15 protein-coding genes are annotated in these 19,364 nt (G+C 71.0%); 9 read left to right on the top strand and 6 right to left on the bottom strand.

Translation table 11 applies throughout. From position 1 onward, the window contains the following. Positions 1-35: 35 nt before the first annotated feature. The 4 genes from ACIG3E_RS26210 to ACIG3E_RS26195 all read left to right on the top strand — a co-directional run bounded on the left by ACIG3E_RS26210 (position 36) and on the right by ACIG3E_RS26195 (position 6,667). Positions 36-2,054 (top strand): AMP-binding protein, encoded by a 2,019-nt coding sequence (locus ACIG3E_RS26210; protein ID WP_399621050.1) that lies wholly within the window; start codon positions 36-38, stop codon positions 2,052-2,054. Further along, a complete protein-coding gene (locus tag ACIG3E_RS26205; protein WP_399621047.1) occupies positions 2,051-3,082 on the top strand; it encodes a methyltransferase in 1,032 nt (343 codons plus the stop codon). Before ACIG3E_RS26210 ends, ACIG3E_RS26205 begins: the two co-directional genes overlap by 4 nt. A gap of 107 nt (positions 3,083-3,189) precedes the next feature. Then, complete coding sequence (locus tag ACIG3E_RS26200; RefSeq protein WP_399621045.1) at positions 3,190-4,200, top strand: acyltransferase domain-containing protein; 1,011 nt, start codon at positions 3,190-3,192, stop codon at positions 4,198-4,200. 250 nt (positions 4,201-4,450) lie between these two features. Beyond that, the gene (locus ACIG3E_RS26195) at positions 4,451-6,667 is read left to right on the top strand and encodes an MMPL family transporter (RefSeq protein WP_399621438.1); all 2,217 of its coding nucleotides are present in this window, start codon (positions 4,451-4,453) and stop codon (positions 6,665-6,667) included. Positions 6,668-6,765: 98 nt separating this feature from the next. On the opposite strand, the gene ACIG3E_RS26190 is transcribed toward ACIG3E_RS26195, so the two are convergent. The 4 genes from ACIG3E_RS26190 to ACIG3E_RS26175 form a co-directional block, all read right to left on the bottom strand. After that, positions 6,766-7,884, bottom strand: a complete 1,119-nt coding sequence (locus tag ACIG3E_RS26190; protein WP_399621042.1) for an acyltransferase family protein — start codon at positions 7,882-7,884, stop codon at positions 6,766-6,768. 99 nt (positions 7,885-7,983) lie between these two features. Next, a complete protein-coding gene (locus ACIG3E_RS26185; RefSeq protein ID WP_399621040.1) occupies positions 7,984-8,628 on the bottom strand; it encodes a LuxR C-terminal-related transcriptional regulator in 645 nt (214 codons plus the stop codon). Positions 8,629-8,892: 264 nt separating this feature from the next. Then, positions 8,893-9,744, bottom strand: a complete 852-nt coding sequence (locus ACIG3E_RS26180) for an ABC transporter permease (RefSeq protein ID WP_399621037.1) — start codon at positions 9,742-9,744, stop codon at positions 8,893-8,895. Between the two features lie 36 nt (positions 9,745-9,780). Continuing rightward, positions 9,781-10,785, bottom strand: a complete 1,005-nt coding sequence (locus ACIG3E_RS26175; protein WP_399621034.1) for an ATP-binding cassette domain-containing protein — start codon at positions 10,783-10,785, stop codon at positions 9,781-9,783. Between the two features lie 197 nt (positions 10,786-10,982). Between ACIG3E_RS26175 and ACIG3E_RS26170 the strand changes: the two genes are divergently transcribed. Beyond that, positions 10,983-11,594, top strand: coding sequence for a TetR/AcrR family transcriptional regulator (locus tag ACIG3E_RS26170; RefSeq protein WP_399621031.1), 612 nt, complete (start codon positions 10,983-10,985; stop codon positions 11,592-11,594). 61 nt (positions 11,595-11,655) lie between these two features. Here the strand turns inward: ACIG3E_RS26170 and ACIG3E_RS26165 are convergent, their stop codons facing one another. Next, positions 11,656-12,987: a cation:proton antiporter gene (locus ACIG3E_RS26165; protein ID WP_399621029.1), complete on the bottom strand. Its 1,332-nt coding sequence runs from the start codon at positions 12,985-12,987 to the stop codon at positions 11,656-11,658. Positions 12,988-13,315: 328 nt separating this feature from the next. On the opposite strand from ACIG3E_RS26165, the gene ACIG3E_RS26160 reads away from it, so the two are divergent. Next, a complete protein-coding gene (locus tag ACIG3E_RS26160) occupies positions 13,316-14,170 on the top strand; it encodes a BTAD domain-containing putative transcriptional regulator (protein ID WP_399621026.1) in 855 nt (284 codons plus the stop codon). Between the two features lie 61 nt (positions 14,171-14,231). After that, a complete protein-coding gene (locus tag ACIG3E_RS26155) occupies positions 14,232-14,810 on the top strand; it encodes a flavin reductase family protein (RefSeq protein ID WP_399621024.1) in 579 nt (192 codons plus the stop codon). 93 nt (positions 14,811-14,903) lie between these two features. Here ACIG3E_RS26155 and ACIG3E_RS26150 read toward each other — a convergent pair whose 3' ends face one another. Then, the gene (locus tag ACIG3E_RS26150; protein WP_399621021.1) at positions 14,904-16,535 is read right to left on the bottom strand and encodes an NAD(P)/FAD-dependent oxidoreductase; all 1,632 of its coding nucleotides are present in this window, start codon (positions 16,533-16,535) and stop codon (positions 14,904-14,906) included. Positions 16,536-16,781: 246 nt separating this feature from the next. Here ACIG3E_RS26150 and ACIG3E_RS26145 point away from each other — a divergent pair, with 246 nt between their 5' ends. Next, complete coding sequence (locus tag ACIG3E_RS26145; protein ID WP_399621019.1) at positions 16,782-18,062, top strand: beta-ketoacyl-[acyl-carrier-protein] synthase family protein; 1,281 nt, start codon at positions 16,782-16,784, stop codon at positions 18,060-18,062. Then, positions 18,059-19,297: a ketosynthase chain-length factor gene (locus ACIG3E_RS26140; RefSeq protein ID WP_399621016.1), complete on the top strand. Its 1,239-nt coding sequence runs from the start codon at positions 18,059-18,061 to the stop codon at positions 19,295-19,297. The genes ACIG3E_RS26145 and ACIG3E_RS26140 overlap by 4 nt, the downstream gene beginning before the upstream one ends. Positions 19,298-19,364: the final 67 nt, after the last annotated feature.

Genomic DNA, 19,364 nt, shown 5'->3' with positions numbered 1-19,364 from the left:
CGATCCCGCGGCGAGGGTGCGCAAGGAGCCGTCCCATGGTGACCGGGCGCCCCTCCCCCACGGCGGGCGTCCCGCGGGGTGCTCCGCCGGGCCCGGAGGGACATGTCGCGTCCGGCCCGCCGCTGAGTACCCTGTCGGACCTGCTCGGCGGGCCCCGCATCGACGATCTGCTGCGCCGTGCCGCCGCGTCGGCCCCCGGTCACCCGGCCGTGCGCACGGACCACACGTCCCTGTGCTACGCCGAACTCGACGCCCTGGCCGATCGGTTCGCGGCGGCACTGCACGCGATCGCCGGCGGCCCGGGGGGTGTGGTGGCTCTGACCACCGCGCTGGACGCGCACTTCGCCCCGGCCTTCTTCGGCACCGTGCGGTCGGGGAACACCCCGGCCCTGGTCAACCCGCTGCTCCGGGAGGCCGGTCTCGCCCAGGTACTCGGGATCTGCCGGGCGCGGGTCGCGGTGGTCGCGCCCGAGGTGTACGAGCGGCTCGCCGCCGTGCGCGGACGGCTGCCCGAGCTGCGGCACCTCGTCCTCACCCACCGGGACGCGGCCTTCCCCAAAGTGCCCGCGGCCGTGCCCACACTCGCCGAGCTGGCCGCCGGGGCCACGGGGGCCGGGGCCCCGCGCCTCGATCCGGATCCGGAGGCCGTGGCGTGCGTCCAGTTCACCAGCGGCACCACGGGCGCGCCCAAGGCGGTGCTGCTCAGCCACCGCAACCTCACCGTCAACGCGGCACAGTCGGCGCGGGCCCACGGCCTCGACGCGTCGTCCGTGGTCTTCGACTGGCTGCCGACCTTCCACCTGATGCACCTGACCATCACCGTCGCGGTGGCGGGCACCCTCGTCCTGTGCCCCGGTGCCGACCCCGCCGACGCGATGGCCACGGCCCATCGGTACCGCGCCACGCACTGCTACAGCCTGCCGGTACGCCTCGCCCGCCTCGCCGTGCACCCCAGGCTGCCGGAGCTCGCATGTCCCTCCCTCCGGGCGGTGCTCTCCGGAGGGTCGACGCTCGCGCCCGGCGCTGTCACCACGCTCGGCCAGCACTTCGACGTACCGGTCGTGCAGGGGTACGGGCTTCAGGAGACCTCTCCTTCCACGCACTTCGACAGCCTGGTGGCGCCCCGGCCCGGATCGTCGGGGCGGCCCGTGGCGGGCACGGAGTGCAGGATCGTGGACGTCGACACGGGGTCCGCACAGCCACCGGGCGCGAAGGGCGAGATCCAGGTCCGCGGGCCGCAGTTGATGAAGGGCTATCTGGGCCGCGACCTCACCCGCGACACCGACGCCGACGGCTGGTTCGCCACCGGTGACATCGGCGTACAGGACGACGACGGGTGCCTCTACGTCGTCGACCGGATCAAGGACGTCTTCAAGCGGGACAACTGGCTGGTGTCACCGACGGAGATCGAGCGCGCGCTGCTGCGCCACCCCGCCGTCGCCGACTGCGCGGTCGTCGACCGTCCCCACGCGTTCAGCGGAGCCGTGGCCCAGGGGTTCGTCGTGTTCGCCCCGGGCTCGGAGGGCACCGACCCGGCCGTCGTGGCCGCCGAGGTGAACGCCCGGCTCCCGTACTACGAGCATCTGGAGCACATCGAACCGCTCGACCACGTCCCCCGCTCGCCGACCGGCAAGGTCCTCCGCCAGGAACTGCGCGCCCGGCTGCGCCCCGCTCCTCTCGCCGCCGCTTCGCCGCTCACCCGACCGCCTTCCTCCACCACCCAGCCGAAGGAGAAAACCGTCATGCATCACTTCGTCAACCGCTTCACCGTCACCGGCGACGCGGCGGAGTTCGAGCGTCTCCTCGCCAAGATCACTGACCACATGGCCGCCCAGCCGGGTTTCCGCTCCTACCGCCTGTACCGGTCGCGGCAGGACCCCACTGTCTATGTCGAGACCGCCGCCTGGACGGACAGCGCGGCGCACGAGCGGGCCACCGGCGCGGACGGATTCCGCGGCCCGGTGATGGAGGTCATGAAGCTGGCGAAGGCCGAGCCCGGCCCGTACCAGCTGATCACCGAGCGGACCGACGCGGCGGAAGGAAACCAGCGGTGACCGCACCGACGACCGCCGTACCGGCCCCGGTGACGCGACTGCGGGAGCTCGCCCACAGCGCGGCCTGTGCCGCGTCCGTCCGCGCGGCGGCACAGCTCGGTCTCCCCGAGGCGCTGGGCGACGAGCCCACGTCCGCGGGCGCACTGGCCTCGGCCGTCGGCGCGGACGAGGGCGCGCTGGTCCGGCTGCTGCGCTCACTGACGACGTACGGTGTGTTCGCCGAGACGGACGACGGGATGTACACGCACACCCCTGAGTCCCGGCTGCTGCGCGAGGACGCCGAGCACGGCGTCAAGTACAACGTGCTCTGGGCGACCGAACCCTGGACCTGGGAGCTGTGGTCGCACCTCGACGAGGCCGTGCGCACGGGCAAGGGCGTCTTCCCGTCCCTGTACGGCGAGGAGTTCTTCTCCTGCCTGCACTCCCGGATGCCACGCTCGGCCGAGGTGTTCGACAAGGCCATGACCCAGTCGAGTCAGCTGTCGGCGCGCGCGATCGCGGAGCGCCTTGACCTGACCGGGGTGCGCAGCGTGGCCGATGTCGCGGGCGGCCAGGGACTGGTCCTCGCCACCCTGCTCGAACACCACCCGGGGCTGCGTGGCACCCTGCTCGATCTGCCGGACGTCGTGGCGAGCCCGGACGCGCGGCTGCGCGAGGGCGGTGCGGTGGCGTCGCGCGCCCGGCTGCTGCCCGGTGACTGCCTGGAAGACATTCCCGTCCGAGCCGACGCGTACCTGTTCAAGAACATCCTGGAGTGGGACGACCACAGCACGGTGACCGCGCTGCGCAACGCGGTGGCGGCGGGCGGCCCCGGTGCCCGGGTGTTCGTGATCGAGAACCTGGTGGACGGCAGCCCGGAGATGCGGTTCACCACGGCGATGGACCTGCTGCTGCTCCTGAACGTCGGCGGCAAGAAGCACACCGAGTGCGGTCTCGCCTCCCTGATCGAGAAGGCCGGTCTGCGGATCGACGGGATCCGCCCGATCAACTCGTATCTGCACCTGTTCGAGGCGACCGTGCCCGCCTGACCGCGCACTCCCTTCCCCTGACGGGGGCATGCCGCACTGCCGGCGCGGACGGTCCGCGCCGGCAGTGCGGCATGCCCGGACCCGGCGCTCACCCCTTGGAGGACCGCATGCCGCTCGACACCCGTACGGTCGCCCTGCTGCTGCCCGGCCAGGGCTCCCAACACCCCGGAATGGCACGGGAGCTGTACGACGGCGAGCCCGCCTTCGGCGCCGTCATGGACGAGTTCTTCGCGCTGATGGGGCACGAGGGCAAGGAGCTGCGCGCGGACTGGCTGAGCGCCCGTCCGCGGATCCCGCTCGACGACGCCTCGCGCGCCCAGCCGCTGCTGTTCGCCATCGGCTACGCCGCGGGCCGCGCCCTCGCGTCGTACGGCGTCCGGCCCACCGCGCTGCTCGGCCACAGCGTCGGCGAGCTGGCGGCGGCCGCGCTCGCCGGCGTGTTCAGTCTGGCCGACGCGGCCCGGCTGATGTCGGCGCGTTCGGCCGCGATGGCCGCCACCGGCCCCGGCGGCATGCTGGCGGTGGCCGCGCGCCCGGAGGAACTGGCGGAACTGCTGGCTCCCCGGCCGGAAGGTCCGGGTGCGCCGACGGTGGCCCAGCCCGCTGTCGGCACCGTGACCGTCGGCGCGGTCAACGCCCCTGCGCACACCGTGCTGAGCGGCCCCGAGCCGGACCTCACCCGGGTCGAACGGGCCCTGAAGAGCGCCCGCGTCGCGACGCGCAGGGTGCCCGCGCGGCAGGCCTTCCACTGTCCGGCGGTCGCGGGCGCCGCCGACGCCTTCCGGGCGGCGTTTCGCGGTGTGGCCCTCAACTCGCCCTCGATCCGCGTGTGGTCGACGCGCACCGGCCTCCCCGTGCGCCCGCACCAGGCCGTCGACCCGGGCTTCTGGGCGGGGCAGCTCGCCACCCCCGTCCTGTTCTGGCCCGCCCTGGACGGCCTGCTGCGCCACGGCCGCTGCACGCTCGTCGAGACGGGCCCCGGGCAGGGCCTGTCGATGCTGGCGCGCAGGCACCCACGGGTGCGGGCCCGCCACAGCGAGGTGGTCCCGCTGCTGCCGCCGCGGCCCGGCGGGGACGTGCCGTTCTTCCGGTCCGCGGCGTCCCGCCTGCTGGCTTGACGCTAAGACAATCGACTGCTTACCTTTTGGCAAGTAGCTACTTGTCGATGAGACAGCGAGGGGTGGGCCGCCGCCTGCGCGGCCCGCACGCCCTCCTGCGCTCATCCCCCAGTCCTGCCTTTGCTTTCAGCTCTCCGCAGCACCAACCCAACGACCCGAAAGGGGCGGACTCGTGGCGCAAGCACGCGGACCAGGCCGGGGTCAGCCGGCCGACCCGACCACATCGCAGCCCGGCGCCCCGCCGCACGGCCTGGCGGGCCGCGTCGGCGCCTGGAGCGTCCGCCACCGCTGGACGGCCGTGGGGGCCTGGCTCGCGTTCGCCGTCATCGCCATGGTCGTCGGCGGCGCCGTCGGACAGATCGACGCGACGGACCGCGACACCCTGCCCGGCGAGGCGGGCCAAGTGGTGAAGACGCTCAGCAAGGCCGATGTGCAGGACCCGGCGCTGGAGTCCGTGCTCGTGCGCGCCAAGGGCCCCGTCACCGACCGGAACGCGCGCGAGGCCGTGGACGAGTTGCTGGCCGCGGTCAAGGACACCGGCAAGGTGACGCACGTCCGTTCGCCGTACGACACCGACGCCGTCTCCAAGGACCGGCGCTCGGCGCTCGTCCAGTTCTCCGTCGTGGGCGATCCGGCCACGGCCGCGGACCGCGTCGGCCCCGTCCTCGACGCCGTTCGCGAGGTGGCGGACCGTCACAAGGACCTGACGGTCGAGCAGTTCGGAGCCGCCAGCGCCGACAAGGCCATCGGGGACGCGTTCTCGGAGGACTTCACCCGGGCCGAGTACTCGGTCGTGCCGGTCGCCGTCGGCATCCTGTTCATCGCCTTCGGCGCGCTCGTGGCGGCCGTGCTCCCGGTGATCCTCTCCCTGACCGCGGTGCTCGCCACCACCGGCCTGGTGGCGCTCGCCAGCCACGCGGTGCCGATGAGCGACAGTTCCGGCATCGTGATGCTGCTGGTCGGCATGGCCGTCGGCGTCGACTACTGCCTGTTCTACCTGCGGCGCGAGCGCGAGGAACGGGCCCGCGGCCACGACGCCCGCTCGGCCCTGCACATCGCCTCGGCCACCTCCGGCCGCGCGATCCTGGTGTCGGGCAGCACGGTCATCGTGGCGATGGCCGGGATGTTCCTCACCGGGATGGTCGAGTTCGAGGCCATGGGCCTGGCGACCCTCCTCGTGGTCACCGTCGCCATGATCGGCTCCGTCACCGTGCTGCCCGCCCTGCTGTCGCTCCTCGGCGACCGGGTCGAGAAGGGCCGACTGCCGCTTCGCAGGGCGGCACGGCGGGAACCGGACGGCGAGAGCCGCTTCTGGCGTGCCGTCCTCGGCCGCGTCCTGCGCCGCCCCACGCTCTCGCTCCTGGTCGGCGCGGGCGCGCTGATCGCCCTCGCGGTGCCCGCGGTCTCGCTGCACCCGGCGGAGCTCTCGCTCGAACAGGAGCTGGGCAGCGTGCCGTTGGTGCGCGCGTACGACGACATCAGCACGACCTTCCCCGGCGGCCCCGAGCCGGCCGAGGTCGTGGTCACCGCGGAGGACATCAAGGACCCGGAGGTGAGCGGGGCCATCGCCGCGTTCAAGAAGCGGGCCGTCAGCTCCGGCGCCTCCAAGGGGCCGGTCCAGGTGACCGTGCACGCCAAGGAGAACCTCGCGGTCATCGAGGTCCCTTTGGCCGGCGGCGGCTCTCAGGCCAGGAGCGAGAAGAGCCTGGACGTCCTGCGTGAGGACGTGCGCCCCGCGACGCTCGGCCAGGTCGACGGGGTCAAGGCGCCCATCGGCGGATCCACCGCGGCCTCCAAGGACTTCGCGGACAAGCTCGGCTCCAGCGTCGCCCCCGTCTTCGTCTTCGTGGTGGCGCTCGCCTTCGTCCTGATGCTGCTGGCCTTCAGGTCCCCGGTGATCGCCCTGACCTCAGCGGTCCTCAACCTCCTTTCGGTGGGGGCCGCGTACGGGGTCCTCACCGCCGTGTTCCAGAAGGGCTGGGGCGCCGGGCTCATCGGGGCGGAGGGCGTGGGCGCCATCGAGTCGTGGCTGCCGCTGTTCCTCTTCGTGATCCTTTTCGGGCTGAGCATGGACTACCACGTGTTCGTGGTGTCGCGCATCCGCGAGGCACGACTGCGCGGCATGCCGACCCGGGACGCGATCAGCCACGGCATCGCCACCACCGCGGGGGTCGTCACCAGCGCGGCGGTCATCATGGTCGGCGTCTTCGCCATCTTCGGCACCCTCTCGCTGCAGGGCATGAAGCAGATGGGTCTCGGCCTGGCCATGGCCGTCCTCATCGACGCGACCGTCATCCGGGGCATGCTGCTGCCCGCCGCGATGGCTCTGCTCGGTGAACGCAACTGGCACGTACCGGCGGTGCTGCGCCGACTGCCCGACTTCGAACCCGCCGCACAGCCCACGGCGCAGGCACGGGCCGAGGTACCCCACCAGGGCGGCGGGACGACGGACCACGCCCGGACGTGAACCCGCTCGCGGCCGCTTGCCCCCGCACCCGACGGTGCGGGGGCGCTCGGCCGCGCGCGTCGAAGCGCGTGCACCGGCACCAGCCCCCGGAGCAGGGGTCATCGGAGCAGCGCGTCGCGCTTGCGGCGCAGGAACGGCCGCTCCAGGAAGCGGTAGCTCACTTCCGCGGCGAGCACCGACCCGGCAAGGAGCACGGTGGCGGCCAGCAGACCGGACCGGCTCCATCCCGTACCGGACGAGGGCTGCCAGCGCTGGATCTGCCCGAGCAGCGGCAGGTGCAGCACGTAGACGCCGTACGAGATCACGCCGACGCGCACCAGCGGGGCCCGGCCGAGGAGCCTCACGCCGCCCTCACCGCGGTCGGCCAGCACCAGGACGACCGCGGCGAAGAACAGGCCGAGCACGGTGTACTTCCAGATCCAGCCGTGGTGGTCGGCGAGCAGGATCGGATAGCCGAGGTCGTCGAGGAAGCCGTGGCCTTCGGCCAGTTCGCGCAGCACGGTCGCCGCGGTGACGGCGGCGAACACGGCCGGCACCCACCGGGCCGGTGCCCGCAGTCGACGACGCAGCTCCGGCAGCGCCGTCAGCGCCCCGAGGGCGAAGGCGTCGACGTAGGTCGCCGGGGAGGTGTAGAGCGCCGTCGGACGCAGCTCCGCGGGGTAGCCGGTCCTGGTCAGGAAGATCCAGAGCGCCACCCGGAGCAGCGGTCCGGCGAGGGCCAGGGCCACCACCGTGCGGACGAACCACCGGCGGGGCAGCCAAATTGCCGCCACCGCCCACAGCACATAGATCTGCACTTCGACGCAGAGCGACCACAGGTGGGTGTAGAGCTGCAGCGAGGTGGGGGTGAAGTCGTGGGCCATCGTCGACAGGTCGAAGGACCAGGTCCAGAAGTAGGGGAGGTTGCGCGCGAGGGATCCGTCGCCGTAGTCCACGGCGGCGAGCACGGTCAGCACCGCGCAGAAGGTGACGTACAGCGGCGCGAGCCGCAGGGCGCGGTTGCGGGCGAAGGATCCGGCCCGGTGCGCGCGCCCGGCCCCGGGGTCCTTGAGCAGGGTGAGCGTGATGAAGTGCCCGCTCAAGGTGAAGAAGAGCGGGACGCCCACCCAGCCCCAAGGGAGGAGTTCGGCGTGGAAGAGGACGACACTCAGGACCGCGAGGGCCCTGAGTCCGTCGAGCGTCGCTCGGTACGCGGTGCCGTACGCCAAGTCAGCCACAACCAGAAGATAGGCACCTTGGACACACCGGACTAGAGAAGCATCAGGCCATTTACCGCATTCACTAATGCGATTCCCATATTCCGATCCGACCTGGTTTCACGACACGAGCCCGCTCTCGCGCAATCCCGAGTACTTATTGACAGCGTCGATTCGGGACACAGCACCGAGTTTTACGAATACGCTGTGCACATGCCGCTTCACGGTGCCTTCCGAGATGGCGAGCCGACGGGCGATCTGGCCGTTGCTCAACCCATCCGCTATGCGGTCGAGGATTTCCTTCTCACGCCCCGAAAGGCCACTCTCGTCACACGGCGAGCGCCCGAGGCTCGCGAGGCTGGTGCGCGCCACCGACAGGACCACGCGGCCGTCCCGCGCCACCACCGCCCGGATGGCCGTGACGAGTTCGAGGACGGTGACGCTCTTCATCAGATACCCGCTGATCCCCCGGGCGAGCAGCTCTCGGAGCAGTGTCGGCTGATCGTGCGCGCTCAGCACCAGGAAGCGGGCATCGCACGCCGCGTGCCGCAGTCGCGCGAAGGTCTCCATCACCTCCCTTGGCCGGTCCCCGTCGAGAATGATGAGGTGCGGCTGGAACTGGACCGTGAGCCTGACGGCCTCTTCACCCCAGTCGGCGCACCCGACGACGGTGAGGTCCCGTTCCGCGCCCAGCATGGCGCCCAGCGATTCCCTGAGCAGGGTTTGATGATCAACAAGAAGGATCTTTATCTGCCTCGACAACACCGCGTAACCCCCGTTAGTACGCCAGAGAGCAACACCAATCGAATCGCGCAGAGCATCGGAGCCGATGGCTCAAAAGTTAACCCCCTAGAGGCACTCTACTGGACCAGGGCCGCGCCCAAAGTAAAGCTTTTGCAATCGAAATGTATCAACTACAAGCACGATATTCGGAGCGAATGATTCCATGCCTATGGAGCCAAGCCGCCAACCATGATCGGCATGCATCGTGGACCCCTCGCATTTCGAGGGGTCCACGATTTCTTCCGGCTACTTGCCGGTGCGCGTCCGGTAGAGCCGGACGGCGAGCGGGGCGAGCACGGCGATCATCCCCAGCGAATAGACGACCGTCGCGAGCACGGGGTGCTGGAGCGGCCAGGCGTGTACCGCACTGGCCGGATTCGGGTTCCCGAAGAGGTCGCGGACCGCGGCCGACAGCGCGCTGAGCGGGTTCCAGTTGGCCACTTCGCGCAGCCAGGCCGGCATGCCCCCGGTGGGCACGAAGGCGCTCGACACGAAGGTGAGGCCCAGCATCATCAGGACGCCGAACTGCTGGACGCCCTCCGCGCTGCGGAACACCATGCCCAAGCAGGCCATGCCCCAGTTGAGCGCGTAGGCGAAGAGCAGGATGAGGGCGAAGCCTGCCAGCGCGTGCGCGAAGTCGGTGTGGACGCGCCAGCCGATCGCCAGGCCCGTGACGGCGAGGACCACCACCGCGATGAGGGTGGTGAGCAGGTCGGCCAGACTCTGACCGGCCAGCACCCCGGCCCGTGACATCGGCAGGGAGCGGAAGCGGTCGATGATCCCGCCCGCCATGTCGTGGTTGACGGCGGCCGCGGTGCCGGTGGAGGCCGAGGCCATGGTCATCGCGAACATGCCCGGCACCAAGTAGTCGTGGTAACTCACGCCGTGCGGCAGGGCGATGGCGCCGCCGACGACGTAGGCGAAGAGGAGTGTGAAGATCACTGGGGTGAGAGTCACGTCGATCAGTGACTCCGGTTCACTGAGCGTGCGGGCCAGGTTCCGGCGAGCGAGCACCAGGGTGTCGCTGATCGCCTGGCGGGCCCGGGCCGACGCACCAGGCCGTGCGTGCGGGCTGGGGGCAGCCACGAGGGTGGTCATCTCGTGTTCTCCGGTTTCTCCCACGCCGGGGCGTGGTCAGTGGGTGAGGGCCACGGCGTCGTCCTCGTCGGGCACGTCGGCGCCCGCGGCCGCGTGGCCGGTCAGTGCCAGGAAGACGTCGTCGAGGGAGGGGCGGCGGATGGTGCAGTCGTCGAGGTCGACGCCCGACAGGGCCATCTCCTGGACGACGTCCGTCACCAGGCGTTCGCGCGCGACGACGGGCATCCGCACATGACGGGTCCCGGAGTCGATGGTGGCCGGGCCCGCGCCGAAGCCGCCGAGCACCAGGGCGGCCGTGGCCAGGTCGTGCCCGGCGGACACCACGAGCTCCAACTGGGCCCCGCCGAGTACGGACTTGAGCTCGCGGGGGGTGCCCTGGGCGATGGCCCGCCCCCGGTCGATCACCACGATCCGGTCGGCCAGCTGGTCGGCCTCCTCCAGATACTGCGTGGTGAGGAAGAGGGTGGTACCGCCTGCCACCAGGTCGCGGATGACGTCCCACATCACATTGCGGCTGCGCGGGTCGAGGCCGGTGGTGGGCTCGTCGAGAAAGAGGATCCGCGGCCTGGCCACCAGGCTCGCGGCCAGGTCCAGCCTGCGCCGCATCCCGCCGGAGTACGTCTTCACGGGGCGGCCCGCGGCCTCGACGAGGTCGAACTCCTCGAGCAGCTCCTCGGCCCGCTCCCGGGCCGCCCGGCGGCGCAGTCCGGCCAGCCGCCCGATCATGACGAGGTTGTCGCGGCCGCACTGGAACTCGTCAAGAGCGGCGTACTGCCCCGTCAATCCGATGGCGCGGCGCACCGCGTCCGGTTCCTTGCACACGTCGTGACCGGCCACGAGGACCTCGCCGCCGTCGGGCTTGAGCAGGGTGGCCAGCACGCGCACGGTCGTGGTCTTGCCGGCGCCGTTGGGGCCGAGCACGCCGACGACCGAGCCCGCGGGCACGTCGAACTCGACCCCCTTGAGCACCTCGTGGTCGTCGAATCGCTTGACGAGACCCCTGACGCGGATGGCGATGTCGCTTCCGGACGAGACAGGCACAGCGTTGCTCCTCTCGCGGATGAGGGATCGCGGACGGCTCGACAGGAGGGGTCGGAAAGGAACCGCCGGTATCCCGAATTGCTACCGTGCACCCATAATTGACCCCAGCGACAAGCTCAACCTAAGCTCACCGGCCAGGCGTCACTTGCCAAACAGTAAGGCAACGCTTGCCGATCGTCAAGGAGATGTCACGAGTCATGGTCAACCAGGCAGCGAAGAGCCAGGTCAGCAGGGGAGGATCGGGCTCCGGCCCCGGCGGCACCCGTGAGCGCCTGCTCGCGGTGGCGACCGAGCTCTTCACCACCCAGGGATACGGTGGGACGTCCCTGCGCGAGATCGCGGAGCGCCTCGACGTCAGCAAGGCCGCGATCTACTACCACTTCCGCACCAAGGAAGACATCGCGCGGGCGATCGTCGAGCGCATCATGGAGGTGAACGGCGGGATCGCCGACCGGCTGACCGTGGCGGGCAAGGACTCCGAGGCCTGGCAGCGCGCCTTCGACCAGATCATCGAGATCGCCCTGACGAACCGACAGCTGTTCATGGTCTGGGACCGCAACGACGACGCGTTCCAGAAACTGTTCGCCGACGATCCGGTGCTCGGCCCGCAGATCGAGGCCCAGGGCGAGCCGCTCGGCGCCCTGTTCGCGGATCCGGGCCTCGCCCCCGAGGACCGCATCCGCCTCGGCTGCGCGTTCGGCGCCATGATGGGCCCCCTGGTCATGTACACCACCTTCTACGAGGACCTGAGCACGGACACCCTGCGGGAGCACATCCGCACGACGGTGGCCGCGCTGCTGGCCGGCTGACCACCGTGGTCCGCCCGGCGCGCACCGGGCGGACCACTCCCCTCTCGGTGCGCGCCCCTGATCACCGCAAGTCCGCCCGGTCCCCTCGGGCCTGGGCCGCCACGCGCGCGCGGAGCGCTTCCTCCGCGGTGTGTTCGATGCGCCGGGTGGAGTACCGCAGGATGGGGGGCGCCATCAGCGAGGTGACCACGGCCACGAGGACCACGATCGTGTAGGACTCCGTGGTCAGGACGCCGAGGCGCAGCCCCACCGACGCCACCACGATCTCGATGACGCCGCGCGCGTTCATGCCCGCGCCGACGGCGAGCGCCTCCCACCGGTTCAGGCGGCCGAACCGGGCGCCCGCGAAGGCGCCCACGAACTTCCCGAGCACCGCGAGCAACAGCACGACCAGCGCGGTGACGAGCACCTCGGGGCGGCGGAGCGCCGTCAGGTCCACCCGGAGTCCCGCCGTGGCGAAGAACAGCGGCGCGAGGACACTCATCACGAAGGTCCGCAGCGGCGCGAGCCGGGCCAGTTCACCGCCGCCGGTCAGCCGCAGCAGGATTCCGGCGACGAAGGCGCCGAGGACGGCCTCCAGGCCCATCGCCTGGGTCGCCGCACTGCACAGCAGCACCACCGCCACCGCCACCACGACGGGCGCCCCGGACTCGCGGCTGCGGGCGGAGAGCCGCATGGCCACGCCCACCACGTGGCGTCCCAGCGTCGCGGCCAGGACGACGACCACGGCGAGCCACATCAAGGACAGGCCGACGGTCGAGGCACGCACGCCGGTCGTGGCCATCGCCGAGACGGCGGAGAGCAGGAGCCAGCCGACCACGTCGTCGATCATGCCTGCGGCGAGGGTCAGTTGCCCCACGTTCCGATGGAGCAGGTTCATGTCGGAGAGCGTCTTGGTGATCACGGGGATCGCGCTCACGCACATCGCGACGCCGAGGAAGAGCGCGAAGACATGGCGCTCGTGCACCGCGCCCCCCAGGAAGGACTCGGGCACGTACCAGCCCGCGAGGACACCGAGGCCGAGGGGGATGAGGAGTCCGACCAGGCTGATCCCCAGGGCGGCGCGGCCACGCCTGCGGACGAGGCCCAGGTCGAGCTCCATCCCGGTGACGCCCACGAGGAGCAGCACGCCGAGCTGGCCCACGGCGTCGAGGAGGTGGAACTGGTCCGCTCGCTGGGGCAGCAGCCAGTCCGCGAGCCCACCCCCGGCGTGGCCGAGCACGGTCGGGCCCAGAACGATCCCGACGCACAACTCCCCCACCACCGCGGGCAGTCCGCAGCGGGCCGCGAGCCGTCCGAGCAGCAGCGCCAGGAGCAGCAGCAGGCCGACCTGGAGGAGGAAGACAAGGAGTGAATGGGCGGGGATGGGGGTCACCGATGAGGCGATCAGCATGGCGCTCCTCTGCGTCGACGAGGTCGCGTGCGGAGCGAACACCGTCGCATCGCCCATCGGAGAGCCGTTCGAAGGGAGACCGAGAGCCGGACGGGCCCGCCGTTCCTCACCCGCTAATCCACGCCATCACTCACAACGTGACAGATGCGGACTTACCAGTCATGCGGCGCCCATTCGAGTACATCGAAAGATACACGGACGCCGGTCCACCCGACCCATGAGGCCCAACCTTCAGAGGAGTCCATTGCTAAGGATCTCCACGCTCCTTACCGTTCTGACGTGATCCAGCACAGGGAAACGGGACCCTCAGGGAAGAAGGAGAGGGCAAATGGAATTTAAGCTTCTCGGCCCGCTCGAAGCAATACACAACCGGCGCGTGTGCACGCCGCGCGCACCCAAGGTCAAGAAAGTCTTAGCCCTTCTCCTGCTGCGCGCCAATCAGGTGGTCGGCCTGGACTCGTTCATCGAAGAGCTGTGGGGCGACAAGTCGCCCCAGACTGCCGTCACCACCACGCAGACCTACGTCTACCACCTGCGCAAATCACTGGGCCGCGCTGTTGGTCCGGACCAGGCGGAGCACCTGGTCGAGACGGCGGCCCCCGGCTACGTGCTGCGCGTCGACGACGAGAACATCGACCTCAAGCAATTTGACTGGGTCATTTCACGCGCCCAGGCGTCGGCGAAGGCGAACCGATTCAAGGAAACCGCCCGATACGCCGAGGAGGCGCTCGCCCTATGGACGGGGGCACCACTGGCCGGGGTCGACTGCGGAAGCTTCCTGAACGGCTATGTGGCCAACCTGGAGGAGCGTCACACCGCCGCGCTTGAACTGCGCGTGCACGCCGAAATGCAGCTCGGAAACTATCGCGAAATGATCGCGGAACTGCGTTCCATCGTGACGGTCCATCCGCTCAACGAATGGTTCCACGCCCAACTGATCATGGCGTTGAACATGTCGGGACGGCGCAGCGAGGCCCTGCGCGCCTATCAGACCGTGCGCGACCTCCTGCGCCGGGAGCTCGGGCTCGACCCGTCCCCCGAGCTGTGGCAGCTGCACCAGGAGATCCTGGCCGCCGACGCGCACGGCCGCGGCGCGCCGAGCACCTCCCCGGCCCGTGGTCCGCTGGCCTCGCGGGGAGCCGCCCTCGGCTTCGTCCACCACCAGCCCGCGCCCGCCCTCTGACCCCGCGGGCGCGGCAGGGCCCGCGCCCCCCCGTACGCTCCCCGAAGAGAGGCATCCGCCGATGCGTTCAAGGACCCCATCGGCCGACCCCGCAGCAGGGGCTGGCCCCGCACAGCACGTCGACGCCGAGGCCTTCCGCGCCATCATGGGCTCCCTGCCCACCGGCGTCACCGTCGTGACGACGCTCGACTCCCAGGGCGATCCCTGCGGATTCACCTGTAGCGCCGCGTGCAGCGTGTCCCAGGAACCGCCGCTCCTGCTCGTCTGCGTCAACAGCCGCAGCCGCGTGCTGCGCGAGATGCTGGGAACCGGCGCGTTCGCCGTCAACTTCCTGCGGGACAACCGCGAGTGGCTCTCCGCCCACTTCGCGGCCCGGCGGGCCGACAGGTTCGCCGCCGTCGCGTGGCAGCCCACACCGCGCCACGGACTGCCCTGGCTGCCGTCCGACACGTCCGCGTACGCCGAGTGCGTGCTGACCTCCGCCATCACGGCGGGCGACCACACCGTCGTCATCGGCACGATCGTCGACGGTGACGTGCGACAGGCCCGCGGCCCCCTCATGTACTGGCGCCGCGAGTACGCGGGCTGGCCCGGCCACGACCCGGTGGGCTCGGGCCTCACCCTCGCCACCGAGGGGTGAGGGGCCCTCCCCACGGGCCGGGCGACGTGCTGACGCGGTGTGCCCGCCACCGGTGAACTCCGGTGGCGGGCACACCGCGTCGACGCGCGCGGCTCAGAGGGCGGCCTGCACCTGCTGGGGCGAGACCGCGAGCAGATCGCGTATCTCCTGACGCGGGTGGGCCCGGGCCCACTCGGCGACCTCCTGCATGTTCTCCGCCGTCGGGCTGATGAACCGCGTCTCCGGCCGGTCGAGTCCGAGCGCGGGGAACATCCAGTCGGACTCGCGGATCCGCCCGAGCATCGTGTCGGCGGCCTCCTGCGCCGAGCGGCGCCCCTCGTCCACGGCCTCGCACTGAGCGACGAGTTCCTCGAAGAGCTCGGCGTTGAAGTCCGTCGGGCACCACAGGCCGGGGTACTTGCTCTCGTCCAGGGCGCGCAGCGGGCCGTCGTCACCGGCCGCCTTGGCGGCGGCCAGGGCGTTCAGGAACCGCTTGCTGCCGACAGCGCTCCCCGTCACCCAGATCCGGAAGACCGCGTTCCAGAGGTCGTAGTTCTGGAACCCGATGTACGAGGCGTTCACCAGCTTGTCGTTGTAGTCGAGCAACCCTTGTTCCAGGCGCTCCACCGGCTCGAAGCGCTCCACGGTGAAGTCGTCCTCGCGCAGGGCCTCCATCAGGCGCCAGGCCAGGGTGTTGATGAGCTCGCAGGTGTTGGACAGACCGCGGGAGAACAGCGGGTCGATGAAGCCGGCCGCGTGGGACATCAGGCACCAGCGGTCGCCGACGGTCCGGGTGGAGGAGTACTGCATCCGACCGGTGCGCACCCATTCGCGCGCGCTCCGAGCGCGGGCCAGCTGACGTTCGACGGCCGGGAAGCGTCGCACGTGCTTCCAGAACTCGTCCTCGGGGCTCAGACCGGGTTCTTCCGGATAGCGGCGCGGATCGATCTGAAGGCCCACGCTGCACAGGGGGTTGGTGGCGCCCGGGTGGTTGTCGAACGGAATGATCCAGATCCAGCCGCGGTCGAACATGTGATGGAGCGTGCCGCCGTGCCACGGCACGGGCGGCCGGTCCCGCTCCGCGTGGAGCAGGTGGTCGTCGGCCGGTTCGACGCCGATCATGTGCGTGAAGATCGACCGGGCGTGGTGCTTGAGGCGGCTCGGCTCCTCGCGCAGGCCGAGCTGGTCCGCGAGGGGCGAGCGGAAGCCGCTCGCGTCGACGAGGTACCGGGCCCGGTAGCTGGAGCCGTCCGCGCCGATCACGGTGACCCCGTCAGCGGCGAGGTCCACCTTGGAGACGCGGTAGTTCTGCCGTGCCTCACAGCCGTACTTCAGGGCGACGTGGAACATGTACGAGTCGCTGTCCTGGCGGAAGAAATGCGCCGCGTTCCCGGTCACTTCGAGCAGCCGGAACATGTTGGTCTCGCGCGGGTCGGGCTCCTCGCCGTCCCGGTGGATCATGAACCCGAAGTTGCTCTTCTGCCCGTGCGAGGTTCCGACGTGCTTCATCACGCTGTCGAAGCTCCCCAGGTGGCCGATCTCGGGCACGCCGTAGCGGTGCGCGAGAAGGCGAAGGATGAAGAGCGTCTGCCCGATCGTCGACTCCCCCACGGCGAAGCGCGGATGCTGCGCCCCGTCCAGCAGGAGCGTGCGGTATCCGTGCTTGGCGAGAATGGCGCCGACCATCGTTCCGGACAGGCCGGTGCCGACAATGGCGACATCGTACGTACCTTCGTCGCGCCGCATATTCACGTACCCCTTCGTTGGTTGCGCTCAAGGCCGACTGGGTTGTTCGGCACGCAGTAGACCAGTGGGGCTTCAAAATCCGTTCGAGCGCCGGTCACCACACCGCACGCCTGGTGGGTGGGGGTCCCCGAGCCGGTCGATCGGCCCTCGAAGCACCCTCGAGCGCACCGCCACATGCTCGGACGCGACCCGGACTTGAGGTCGCTGGAAGCCGAGGGGCGGAAAGCACCTGCGGAGGGAGAAACGGTGGCTGGAATACCAGCGGGGCGCCGCGTGGCGATCACGGGAATCGGCGTGGTGGCCCCAGGTGGAATCGGCAGGAAGCCGTTCTGGGATCTACTGTCGGCAGGCCGGACGGCGACCCGCACCATCTCGTTGTTCGACGCGTCGCCGTTTCGTTCCCGGGTGGCGGCGGAATGCGACTTCGACGCGGCCGCCGCGGGGCTGAGCCGACGCCAGATCCGGCAGTGGGACCGCACCACGCAGTTCGCCGTCGTAGCCGCGCGGGAGGCGCTGGAGGACAGCGGGGTCCTCGGCCACTGCGATCCGTACCGCACCGGCGTCATGGCCGGTACGGCCTGCGGCAGCACCATGAGCCTGGACAGCGAGTACGCGCTCGTCAGCAACGAGGGGAAGTCCTGGCTCGTCGACGAGTTCCACGGCTCGCCGTATCTCTTCGACTACTTCGTACCGTCCTCCATGGCCGCCGAGCTGGCCTGGATCGCCGAGGCGGAGGGCCCGGTGGGCGTGGTGTCCACCGGCTGCACCTCCGGCGTCGACGTGCTGGGACACGCGGCCGACCTGATCCGCGAGGGCCACGCCGACGTGATCACCACGGGTGCCTCCGACGCCGCGATCTCGCCCATCACGGTCGCCTGCTTCGACGCGATCAAAGCGACGACGGCGCGCAACGACAGCCCCGAGACCGCGTCCCGGCCCTTCGACCGCACCCGCAACGGCTTCGTGCTCGGCGAGGGCTGCGCCTTCTTCGTCCTGGAAGAGCTGGAGCACGCCCGCCGGCGCGACGCTCACCTCTACGCCGAGGTCGCCGCGCACGCCTCACGCTGCAACGCGTACTCCATGACCGGGCTGAGCGACGAGGGCACGGAGCTGGCCGACGCCATCACGTCCGCCCTGGACGCGGCCCGCGTCGCGCCGACCGACATCGACTACGTCAACGCCCACGGCTCGGCGACCAAGCAGAACGACCGGCACGAGACCAACGCCTTGAAGCGCGGCCTCGGCGACCACGCCTACCGCACCCCGGTCAGCTCCATCAAGTCGATGATCGGGCACTCGCTCGGCGCCATCGGAGCACTGGAGACCGCGGCCTGCGCCTTGGCCATCGAGCACGCGGTGGTGCCGCCCACGGCCAATCTGCACGAGCCGGACCCCGAGTGCGACCTGGACTACGTGCCGCTGGTGGCCCGCGAGCGGAAGGTCGGCACCGTCCTCAGCGTGGCCAGCGGATTCGGCGGCTTCCAAAGCGCCCTGGTGCTCACCGGGCCGCAGCGGAGGGCGGCGTGAGCAGCGCCCCGGGCACCACGGAGCGGTCGGTGATCACCGGCATCGGGGTGGTCGCGCCGAACGGACTCAACACCGCCGACTACTGGTCGGCCGTGCTCCGCGGCGAGAGCGGCATCCACCGGATCACCCGCTTCGACCCGTCCGGCTACTCGGCCGAACTCGCCGGGGAGATACCGGAGTACGAGCCGTCCCAGTACCTGCCCAGTCGCCTGCTGCCGCAGACGGACCGGATGACGCGGCTCGCGCTCATCGCCGCGGCACAGGCCCTCGCTGACGCGGGGGCCGCCCCGGCGGACCTGCCGGAGTTCTCCTGCGGCGTGGTCACCTCCGCGTCGGCCGGTGGTTTCGAGTTCGGCCAGAAGGAGCTTCAGGCCCTGTGGGGCAAGGGCGGCAAGTACGTCAGCGCCTACCAGTCGTTCGCCTGGTTCTATCCCGTCAACACCGGGCAGATCTCGATCCGGCACGGGCTGCGGGGCCCGGGCAGCGCGCTGGTGGCCGAGCAGGCGGGCGGCCTCGACGCGGTGGCGAAGGCCCGTCGCCACGTGCGCTCGGGCACCCCCCTCATGATCACGGGCGGGGTCGACGGTTCCCTTTCGCCCTGGAGCTGGCTGTGCCTCATCCGCTCCGGCAGGCTGACCACGTCCGGCGATCCTCGCTCGGCCTTCGTGCCGTTCGACCGCCGGGCCACGGGTGCGGTCGTCGGCGAGGGCGGCGCCCTGCTCGTCCTGGAAGGAGCCGACCACGCGCGGCGGCGGGACGCGGCCCACCGCTACGGCGAAGTGGCCGGTCACGCCGCGACGTTCGACCCGCGCCCCGGCTCGGGCCGCGCGCCGGGGCTGCGCCGAGCCGTCGACCTGGCCCTCGCGGACGCCCGCATGGACCCGGCGGACATCGACGTGGTCTTCGCCGACGCCTCCGGCGACCCCGGAGCCGACCGGATCGAGGCCGAGGTGATCACGGCCGTCTTCGGGCCGCGCGGCGTCCCGGTCACCGCGCCCAAGACCATGACGGGACGACTGCTCGCGGGCGGAGCGCCGCTGGACGTCGCCTCCGCCCTGCTGGCCATGCGCGACGGGGTCGTCCCGCCGACGGTCCACGTCGACGCGCCGGCGCACGAGCGGCTCCTTGACCTCGTCCGGGACACGCCCCGCGAAGCACCCCTGCGCAGCGCGCTGATCCTCGCCCGGGGCGTCGGCGGCTTCAACTCCGCCCTCGTCGTACGCGAGGCCGTCTGACCCACGTCCGCGGGGCCGCCCGGCGCGCGCCCCGCGGCCACCACCCAGTCCCTCACCGGAAGGAACC

It is taken from the genome of Streptomyces sp. NPDC053474 (genome assembly GCF_044544845.1).
Taxonomy (GTDB): Bacteria; Actinomycetota; Actinomycetes; order Streptomycetales; family Streptomycetaceae; genus Streptomyces.
Note: the sequence above shows the minus strand (reverse complement) of the source record. Positions and strands in the feature narration are given on the sequence as shown.